The sequence below is a fragment of the Nocardiopsis salina YIM 90010 genome, from assembly GCF_000341025.1.
Lineage (GTDB): Bacteria > Actinomycetota > Actinomycetes > Streptosporangiales > Streptosporangiaceae > Nocardiopsis > Nocardiopsis salina.
In genome coordinates this window covers 1-9,531 of sequence record NZ_ANBF01000097.1, presented here as the reverse complement: position 1 = coordinate 9,531, position 9,531 = coordinate 1, and the positions used below count along the sequence as shown (strand labels likewise).

The 9,531-nt window shown below is 72.5% G+C and carries 9 protein-coding genes; 3 read left to right on the top strand and 6 right to left on the bottom strand.

All coding sequences use genetic code 11. The features are described from left to right. Positions 1–267: 267 nt before the first annotated feature. The 5 genes from D474_RS0111190 to D474_RS0111170 all read right to left on the bottom strand — a co-directional run bounded on the left by D474_RS0111190 (position 268) and on the right by D474_RS0111170 (position 3,295). Positions 268–912 (bottom strand): GNAT family N-acetyltransferase, encoded by a 645-nt coding sequence (locus D474_RS0111190; RefSeq protein ID WP_026118385.1) that lies wholly within the window; start codon positions 910–912, stop codon positions 268–270. Positions 913–1,024: 112 nt separating this feature from the next. Further along, the gene (locus D474_RS0111185) at positions 1,025–1,654 is read right to left on the bottom strand and encodes a GNAT family N-acetyltransferase (RefSeq protein WP_017613660.1); all 630 of its coding nucleotides are present in this window, start codon (positions 1,652–1,654) and stop codon (positions 1,025–1,027) included. An 87-nt stretch (positions 1,655–1,741) separates the two neighbouring features. Beyond that, positions 1,742–2,461, bottom strand: a complete 720-nt coding sequence (locus tag D474_RS0111180) for a TrmH family RNA methyltransferase (protein WP_017613659.1) — start codon at positions 2,459–2,461, stop codon at positions 1,742–1,744. A gap of 21 nt (positions 2,462–2,482) precedes the next feature. Beyond that, positions 2,483–2,872, bottom strand: coding sequence for a hypothetical protein (locus D474_RS0111175; protein WP_017613658.1), 390 nt, complete (start codon positions 2,870–2,872; stop codon positions 2,483–2,485). 24 nt (positions 2,873–2,896) lie between these two features. Next, a complete protein-coding gene (locus D474_RS0111170) occupies positions 2,897–3,295 on the bottom strand; it encodes a DUF3054 domain-containing protein (protein ID WP_026118384.1) in 399 nt (132 codons plus the stop codon). Positions 3,296–3,347: 52 nt separating this feature from the next. Here D474_RS0111170 and D474_RS0111165 point away from each other — a divergent pair, with 52 nt between their 5' ends. The 3 genes from D474_RS0111165 to D474_RS32945 all read left to right on the top strand — a co-directional run bounded on the left by D474_RS0111165 (position 3,348) and on the right by D474_RS32945 (position 7,555). Next, on the top strand, positions 3,348–3,695 hold the full coding sequence (locus D474_RS0111165; RefSeq protein WP_017613656.1) for a hypothetical protein: 348 nt from the start codon (positions 3,348–3,350) through the stop codon (positions 3,693–3,695). A gap of 127 nt (positions 3,696–3,822) precedes the next feature. Next, positions 3,823–5,613, top strand: a complete 1,791-nt coding sequence (locus tag D474_RS32950; protein WP_083931794.1) for a serine/threonine-protein kinase — start codon at positions 3,823–3,825, stop codon at positions 5,611–5,613. A 34-nt stretch (positions 5,614–5,647) separates the two neighbouring features. Beyond that, positions 5,648–7,555: a serine/threonine protein kinase gene (locus D474_RS32945; RefSeq protein ID WP_040703340.1), complete on the top strand. Its 1,908-nt coding sequence runs from the start codon at positions 5,648–5,650 to the stop codon at positions 7,553–7,555. A gap of 57 nt (positions 7,556–7,612) precedes the next feature. Here the strand turns inward: D474_RS32945 and D474_RS0111150 are convergent. Continuing rightward, positions 7,613–9,531: S9 family peptidase (locus tag D474_RS0111150; protein ID WP_017613655.1), on the bottom strand; the 1,919-nt coding region annotated here is incomplete at its 5' end.

The window sequence follows — 9,531 nt, the reverse complement described above, 5'->3', positions numbered from 1 at the left end:
GGCCGAAGAAGGAGTCGGCCCGNGCGAGAGTGCCGCTGGGGCGCCGCGCAGCAGGTGATCGGTGTTCGCCAAACAGGCCCCCAGGGTCCCGACCCCGGTCGCACGGACGGGCCGCACCCCCAGGGGTGCGGCCCGTTCCGCGTGTTCGGTCCCGACCGCACTCGAGTTCCTCGGGTCGTACAGCCACACGGAACTCGGGCCCGGAAGGCGCGGGTGCATGTGTGCGGTCCGGCCGCGGCGACGCGGCCCTTCGCCATGTTCGGCGTATCAGGAGCCGGCAGGACGGAGCATGCTGTAGGTGGTCGGGGTCCCGGTCTCGTCCATCACCTTGGTGACGCGGAACCCGTAGCGCTCGTAGAAGTCGAGGTTGTCCGCGTTCATCGTCTCCAGGTGGACGGGAAGCCCGTCGGTGTCGGCGCGTTCCAGGCCGCTGCGCATGAGCGCGGAACCCACACCGGTGCCCTGCGTGATCGGGTCGGCGCCCACGGCCGCGAGGTACCAGTGCGGCTCGACGGGGCGCGCCTCGCCCACACGCGCGAAGAAGCGGGACACCTCGGGCAGGCGGGACGCGCCGACCATCCCGACCAGGTGCGGCAGGCTGCGCAGCAGGAACGAGGGGCGTGACTCGGCCTCGTGGCCCGGGGCGTCCCACCAGGCGGCCCCACGCACGACCGGGCGCGGCGGCGGATCCACGAGGTCCTCGGCCACGTCGACGATGCCGTGCGGAACATAGGCGAAACCGGCGTAGACCGCGTGGAAACGCACGACGCGGGCCCGGCGTGTGATGACATCCGGGAACAGCCACTGGTACAGGGGGTCGTCCCAGAAGGCGCGGCCGAGGGCCCTGGCCACACCGGGTACGTCCTCCATGGTCGCCGAACGTACGGTGCGGGTCGGCGCTGCGGGGCTCATGAACGGCACCTCTCTGGAGTGGGGATCGTGCCCTTCATGTTAGATCAGCCCAGGTCAGAGCGGTGTGGTCGCTGTTCGTGCGCGATCGTCCGGGCCCGGACGTCCTTGCAGCTCACCCGCGCCGGAGGAAGTGCGTGGTGCCACCCTCCAGGTGGTCGACCTCACGGATCACCTCGAAGCCGAAACGCTCGTAGAACCCGATCGCCTTGTCGTCCATCGTCTGCGTGAAGACCGGCAGCCCCTGGCCGTCGGCGCGGTCGAGCCCTTCGGAGAGCAGGGTGCCCCCGACGCCGGTTCCGGCCACGGCGGGGTCCACACCCAGGGCGGCGAGGTAGAGGTGGGGCTCCTGCGGGGCGGCCAGCTTCCACTCCGCGAAGACCCGCACGAACGGGCTGATGCGCCCGCGCCCCAGCAGGGGTCCCCAGTGGGGCCACAGGCGGACCGAGACGAGCGGGCCCTCCGGGTTGCTCTCCGGCGGTGCCCACAGGGCCGCGGCCCGGACGACGGGCCTGCCGGCGGTGGATCCGGCCGACTCGGTGACGCGGGTGTCGCCGTGGGGGACGTAGCCGAAGCCCGCGGCCATGGCGTAGAAGCGGCGGATCTTGGCCATGCGGGTCTGCTCGTCGGGGAACAGCCATGCGAAGAGCGGATCACCGTGGGTCGCCCGGCTCAGGACTCGGGCCACCGAACTCACGTCGTCGGTCGTGGCGGGGCGGGCGGACGCGGACACGGCGGTGCTCATACGGGCCTCTCCGGTTCGGGGGTGGACGCGCCCATCCTAGATCACGAGGGTGTCACAGCAGTCACGTGTGTCACCCGAGCAGGCGTTTCACGACAAAGTCGGGTACTCCGTGTGCTCCGTGCGCAAGGTCGGGCCATCGACGGGCTGGTCGAACACGTGTGCGCGCACCCAAGCGTGCATGGCGATGGCCGCGGCCGCACCGGCGTTGATCGAGCGGGTGGAGCCGAACTGGGCGATGGAGAGTACCGCCTCGCAGTCGCGGCGGGCCTCCTCCGACAGCCCTGGCCCCTCCTGACCGAACACGAGCACGACCGACCGGGGCAGGGGGTGGCTCTCGAGCGGTACGGCGCCCGGGAGGTTGTCCACGCCCACCAGCGGGATCCCGCGTTCGTGCGCCCACTCGAGCAGGGCCGAGGTGTCGGGGTGGTGGTGCACGTGCTGGTAGCGGTCGGTGACCATCGCACCGCGCTTGTTCCAACGCCGACGGCCGACGATGTGCACACCCGCGCAGTTGAACGCGTTCGCGGTGCGCACCACGGAGCCGATGTTGAAGTCGTGCGACCAGTTCTCCACAGCGATGTGAAAGGGGTGGCGCACGTTGTCGAGGTCGGCCACGATCGCCTCCCGCCGCCAGTACCGGTACCGGTCGAGGACGTTGCGGCGGTCGCCCTGTGCCAGGAGTTCGGGGTCGTAGTGGTCGCCTTCCGGCCAGGGGCCGACCCACGGGCCCACGCCGACCTCCCGCGCCTCGTCCTCACCGTTGGCCGCGGAGGTCGGCTCACTCCCGGGTGCGGGTCGTTCGTTCATCACATCCAGCTTACGGACAGCTCAGAGCCGTACGTCACCGTTGATGTCCTGGGTCTGTACGACCTTGGCGTTGCCGGAGACGTTGCCGTTGATGGTGTTGGTGACCGACCCGCCGCTCCCGGCCTCGGCGGCGCGGCGGAGTTCGGCCACGAGGCGGGCGATCTCCGGGTCCTCCTGCTCGGCGACCTGCAGATGGACGGCGACCTTCTCCAGGGCGGCGGGGTCGTCGCTCTCCACGCGCGCCTCGTCGAGGGCCTCCTGCGCCCCGGGTGTCTCGCGGAAGCGTGCGAAGACCCGCTTGCACAGGTCCTTGAAGGAGGCGATGGTGTTGTCGGTCGCCGTCTCGCTGATCTTCTGGACGGCGCCGGTGGCCAGGGCGGTGACGATGGCGATGCCTGCCGGGTCGGACACGGTCTTCTCCAGGGGCCGGGGGTGTCAGCTCACCCCAGTCTGCCCGGAAACCGCGCTCTTGTGGCGCCTGCGGGAGACCAGGTATGCGATCCCTCGCCAGCCGAGGAGAGTCGCGGCGAGGAACGAGGCGGTCACCACGACGAAGCTCATCGGGGCTCCCTCACCTGTGAGCAGGCGCAACACCATGCCGCCCGCCACCGTGACCGCCCAGACGAACACGCCCGATGGCCAGATCCGGCCAGGGGTGCGCCAGGCAAGGGTGACCACCCATCCCAGGACCAGCCCGCCCAGGAACGGCCACGCGGTGCCCGCGACCGCGGCGACCGCTGTCCCGGTCTCGTGGTCGATCTTGCCGACCACGACGAAGACGAGCACACACAGGACATCGGCCGCGAAGGCTAGCGGCGCCGCATACGAACGCATACGCCCAGGCTAGAACCCCCGTCGCACGCCCCCGACCCGGGGTGGGCCGGGCATGGGGCGGGGTGGTGAACCGATCGCGCCGCGGGTACGTCCGACTGTTCGGGCGCACCGACCGGCGCGCGGTCCGACCGCGGAGCAGGCCCTGGCCGAGCTGACCGAGGGCTGGAACGCGACCCGTGTCCGGCCGGTCGCGGCCGAACAGCCCACCGAGGCCGTGCCGGCGCTCTTGGCGACCGAGTGGAGGGGTGTGTCCGCCCGGCTGCCCGGCGGGTCCGACGCGGCCCGCACCCGCTGGTGTGGGCCGGTACCGCGGTTTCCCGACGAGTCGGAGGCCGGGGAGCCCCCGGAGCCGGAGTCCCCGGGTGTGGAGGTCGTGCCGGAGGTCGAGGAGACCCCGTAGAGCCCCGAACCGAACGCCGCGCGAACGCGTCGTTCCCTCGGAGGGGGGAGATCTCCCCCGATAGGCCGGGCCTCTAGCGCCCCGTCGTACGCTGATGATGCCGACCCCCGTGACAGAACGGTTCCGCATGATCCCCCCTTCCCCCGCACCCGGCATCGCCCCTGCGCCCCCGCCCCTGCCGCCCGGCGTGCAGCCCCTCGGTGCTGGTGACCCGCGCCGGGTGGGCCCGTTCCGTCTGGTGGGGCGGTTGGGGTCCGGGGGCATGGGTGTGGTGTACGCGGCGCTGGACGACGCCGACCGGCGTGTGGCGGTCAAGACCGTGCACCGGATCTTCGCCTCCGACGGCGAGTTCCGGACCCGGTTCGCCCGCGAGGTAGCGATGGTGCGGCGGGTGCAGGCGGCGTCCGTGCCCCGGTTCGTGGGGTGCGGCCCCGACGCGGAGGTGCCGTGGCTGGCGACCGAGTACGTGTCCGGTCCCACGCTGTCCGAGCGCCTGCGGGAAGGAGGTCCGCTTCGGGGCCCCGAGCTGACCCTCTTCGCGCTGGGCGCCGCCGAGGCACTGGCCGCGATCCACTCCGCCGGGGTCGTGCACCGCGACCTCAAGCCCGGCAACGTGATCCTGTCGCCGACCGGCCCGAAGGTGCTGGACTTCGGCATCGCCCGGGCCGCCGATGAGACCGCTTTGACCCACACCGGGGGCGTCGTCGGAACCCCGGGCTGGATCGCGCCCGAGCAGTACCGGGGCGACGGCGCCACCGGCTTCTCCGACGTCTTCACCTGGGCGTGCTTGGTCGCCCACGCCGCGACCGGGCGCGAACCCTTCGGGGCGGGCAGCACCGAGTCCGTGGTCACGCGGGTCCTCGACGGCCGCCCCGACCTCGACGGTGTCCCCGGGGCGCTCGTCCTGATCATGGAACGTGCGCTGGACAAGGACCCCGGCCGCCGACCTCGCGCCGACGAACTGATGAGGGAACTCGCCGTGCTCGTGCCGGACGAGGCCGCCCCGGCGGTGTCCCCCAGCGGGTGGGTCGACGTCACCCTCGTCATGGGGCAGGCCTGGCCGGGACCGCGCGCCCCTCACACCCCGGGCGGGGTCGGGACCGGGGTCGACCTGTGGGTCGCGCACGCGCCCCCGCGGGAGTCCTGGGTGCGCCGTCACCGCCGCGGGCTCGCGGCCGGGGCGGGCGCACTGGCGATCACCCTCGCGGCCTCGCTCGGGATCGGTGCGTGGGCCGGGGACGGCCCGGGATCCATGCCGCTGGTCCCGGGCACCGAACCGTCGGGGGAGTCCGGGGAACCCTTCGCGGCAGGCGGGGACGGTTCCGGCGGTTCCGACGGCGCCGACGGGACGGACGACAACGGGGGCGCCTCGGACGCGGGGGACGGGTCCGGGACCGGCTCCGAGGACGAGGCCGATGCCGAGGCCGACCGCGTGGAGCACGATGTCGACGACGCTCCGGCCGAGTACCAGGACCTCTTCGAGAACGGCGAGGTGACCCTCGTGCCGGACCCCGACGAGCCCCTCGCCGTCGTCCGCCGCATCGAACCCGCCGACGGCGGCGGCGAGGGTCTCGATGTCCTGCGCATCGTGCAGAGCGCGGAGCCCTCGAATTCACTCTTCTGGCTGGACTTCGAGTACCTGCTCGACTTCGGGGAGCTGGAGGTGAGGGAGAGCGACTTCGTCTGGGCCGAGCAGCCCGACCCCCCGGCCTCCGAAGGCACCGAGTTGGAGGTCGAGCGCCTGGGCTCCGGCGGTCTGGCGCTGCTCTCGCCGGACCGCCCGTCCGAGACCGGTTTCGGCTTCACAGCCCAGGGCGACCGTGAGGGCGTTCCGTTCCACTACCTGCCGCGGTCGGTCTCCGGCACCGAGGACCGCCTGGAACACGACCACGAGCTCCCCGACCTCTACGGCCGCTGACGAGCCCCACGCAGGACCGAACAAGGACAGACGAATGAACAACCAGCCGGCGGTCCCCTTCGACCGCAAGCACGTTCCGGCCGATCTCAAACCGCTGGGGGAGGGCGACCCCGAGGCACTGGGCCCCTACAGGGTGCTCGGGCGCATCGGCGCGGGCGGCATGGGTGCGGTCTACGCGGGGCTCGGCGTGGACGGGACGTGTGCTGCGGTCAAGGTGGTGCACCCGCAGTTCGCGGCCGACGACGAGTTCCGGTCCCGTTTCGCCCGCGAGGTCGACCTGGTCTCGCGGGTGCGCGCCTCCTGCACGCCCGCATTCCTCGGCTCGGACCTGGAGTCCGAGACACCCTGGCTGGCGACCGACTACGTGCCCGGCCTGACGCTGCGTGCGCACGTGTCACGGAACGGCCCGCTCACCGGCGGGATGCTGACCGCGTTCGCCACCGGTATGGCCGAGGCCCTGGTCGCCGTCCACGGGACCGGGGTGGTGCACCGCGACCTCAAACCGGGCAACGTGATCCTGTCCCCGGACGGCCCGAAAGTGCTCGACTTCGGCATCGCCCGGGCAACGGACGGCACGGTCCTGACCAGCACCGGCGGCCTGCTGGGGACGCCCGGGTGGATGGCGCCGGAGCTGTACGGCGGCGACGTGGCCACCCCCGCCTCCGACATGTTCGCGTGGGCGGCGATGGTCGCGTACGCGGCGACCGGACGCGAACCCTTCGGGCGCGGGCCGGTGGAGGCCGTCTCGCACCGGACACAGACCGAGGAGCCCGAGCTCACCGGGCTCTCCGGCGACGCGGAACAGCTGGTGCGGTACGGCCTGTCGAAGGATCCTGCACAGCGCCCTACGGCCGAGCAGGCGCTGGCCGAACTCACGGACCGCTGGCGGCACACACGGGTCCCGTCCGGGCCCGTGCCGGACGCGCCCACCGAGGTCGTCCCGGCCCTTTTGGCACAGGAGTGGGACGGGGTCGAGGAACCGCCGGTCAAGCGCGTGCGCAGCCGGGGACGTGCGTGGGCGATCGGGACGACGGGTGTGGTCGCCGCCGGCACGGTGGTCGGGCTCCTGGCGGTCTGGCTGTTCGTGGACACCGCCGCGGTCCCGGGCGGGGACGAGGACGCCGCGGCCGAGAACGGGCAGGACGGGGCCGAAGGCTCCGACGAACCCGAGGAACCACAGGTCACGCGGGACCCCGAGGAGTCCGCCGGTGTCTTCGAGGAAGCGGCGGAGACCGCGCGCGGGGCCGAGAGCTTCATCGCCGCGTCCTTCCGGTTCTCCAACAACCCCGGCGACAACACCCCCTACTACTACTGGTACACGGAGGACCCGGAGCGGGCCTTCCTGAGCCTGAGCATGCTGGGCCCCGGCGGGGGCGGACATCTGGCGCACGGGACCCACCTGGAGGAGGTCGTCGGGGTCTCCGAGCGCAACGACACCTTCACCGGGGAACAGGAGCGCGAGTACCACCCGGTCAATGACGAGGACGCCGTCGACAACCCGCTGCACGAGTGGGAGTACGAGCTGGCGGCCCTGGAGGCGTTGGCCGCCGATGACGCCGAGTTCGGCTACGAGGGCACGGACCAGGTCCCCGAGGTCGCCGTCTCCCTGGACGAGATGCCGGGTCAGGCGCCGGACGCCGAGGAGCTGGACGTGCGCGAGGGACACCGGTACAGGGGCACGGCCACGGGCGGTTTCTGGCTGCACCCGGGGGTGGACGAGGACACCGGAGACCGCAGGGCCGAGGTGGACGTGTGGGTCTCCGAGGCCGGGTACCCGCTGGCCATGAGGGTGGAGGAGACCGTCGAGGGCGGGCACTCCGAGAGTGACGGCGATCTCGTGAACAGCTACAACATCGACTTCATGGTCTTCGGCGCGCCTGTGGAGATCGAGATCCCCGACGAGTCGGAGATCGAGGACAGGGCGGATCCGGGGACCGACTGAGCCGGGGCCGGACCGGCCGGGCACCCGCGCTGGGAAGCCCGGCCGGCGTGTGGCGGGTCAGGCCTCCTGATCGCCCTCCACGCCCAGGCATTCCTTGAGAAACTCCACCTGCAGCAGCAACAGGTTCTCCGCCACGGTCGGGTCCGACGGCGAGTGCGTCACCCCCGACAGCGGCAGCACCGTGTGCGGGCGCCCGGCGGCCAGCAGCGCCGACGACATGCGCTGGGTGTGCGCGAAGACCACGTTGTCGTCGGAGAGCCCGTGCACGAACATCACCGGACGCTCCAGGTCACCGGCGTCGGCCAGCAGGGAACTGCGCTCGTAGGCCTTCGGCTCGCCCTCGGGCGTGCCCAGGTAGCGCTCGGTGTAGTGGGTGTCGTACAGCTCCCAGTCGATGACGGGGGCGCCGGCGACGGCGGCGTGGAACACGTCGGGGCGGCGCAGCACCGCGAGCGTGGCCAGATACCCGCCGAAGGACCATCCCTGGATCCCGACGCGCGAGGTGTCGAGGCAGCCGAAGCGTTCGGCGGCGTCCTCCAACGCGGTGACCTGGTCCTCCAACACGGGAGCGGCCAGGTCCAGGTGCACGGCCTGCTCCCACTCCACGTCCACACCCGGGGTCCCGCGGCCGTCGGCGATGAGCACCGCGAAGCCCTGCTCGGCGAACCACTGCGAACCCGAGAACGCACCGCGCGCGTTCAGCACCCGCTGGGCGTGCGGTCCGCCGTAGGGGGCGACCAGGACAGGCAGCGGGTCGTCGCCCTCCGAGTACCAGGACGGCAGCACCAGGGCGCTCGGGATACTGCGTTCCCCGGCGCGCCAGAACTTCACGCGCGGCTCGGGCAGCTCCGGGGTCTGCGCGAAACTCTCGATCTCGGTGTGGGTGCGCCGGGTCTCCGTGCTCGCGTGGCGCACGATCAGCGTCCGGACGCCGGTGCGGTCCATCGACCGGTGCTGCAGTACGAGGGTGTCCCCGCGCAGCCGGCCGGCGCGCAGACCCCCGTGGGCGGCGTCCTCGGGGGTGTCGGCGTCGGGGAGCTCGACCGGGGCGGACAGGCCGCTCTCCAGGTCGACCAGCCACAGGGACACGTCGCCGGGGCGGCCCTCCGGCGAACCCGAGTACAGGATCCGCTCCCCGTCCACGCTCACCACGCCGCGCACGTACACGCCCGCGGGGCTGACCGGGTCCACGCCCACGTACACCCGCCGCTCGCCGCCGGTCTCGTGGTCGCGGCCGATCCACACCAGGGCGCCGGAGGACGTGTGGTCGGGCACGCCCGGCATGAGCTCGACCCACACGTCGTCGGTCTCGGTGCGGGCCTCGGCGACCAGACCGGTGGCCGGGTCGGCGGAGAACAGGGTGAGGTTGCGTTGGTCGCGGCTCTGGCCGGTGAAGACGACCGTGGGGGTGCCGTCCGGGCCGCTCGTCCAGCCGGCGGTCGGGACGTAGGGCAGGGCCTCGCGGTCCCACTCGATCCACGACGGGGCCGGCTCGCCCTCGGCGCGATGGTGTGCGGCGGAGCTCACGGAGAACACGGCCAGGCGCACGTCCGGGTTGTCGGTCCCCGCGGCCGGGTAGCGGAGCGCCGTCGGCTCCTGCCCGGGGGAGGCCGGGTCGTCCACGTACCAGCGGGCGACCATTCGCTCGTCGACCCGGGTGGCCAGCAGGGAGGCGCTGTCGGGCGACCACCAGAATCCGCGGAACCGGTTCATCTCCTCGGCCGCCACGAAGTCGGCCAGACCCCAGGTGACGTGCTCACCGTCGGGCGAGGCCACCACCCGGTCGCCGTGGTCGGGCTCTGCGTCGGAGATGTCCACGACCTTGAGTGAACCGCCGCTGACGTAGGCGACGCGGTCTCCCGCCGGGCTCACCCGAGGGTCCACGACCGGCTGGGTGGCGGGGAGCTCACGGGGTTCGCGGTCGTCGCCGGCCAGGTCCACGTGGAACAGGCGGCCGGACAGGGTGAAGACGGCGC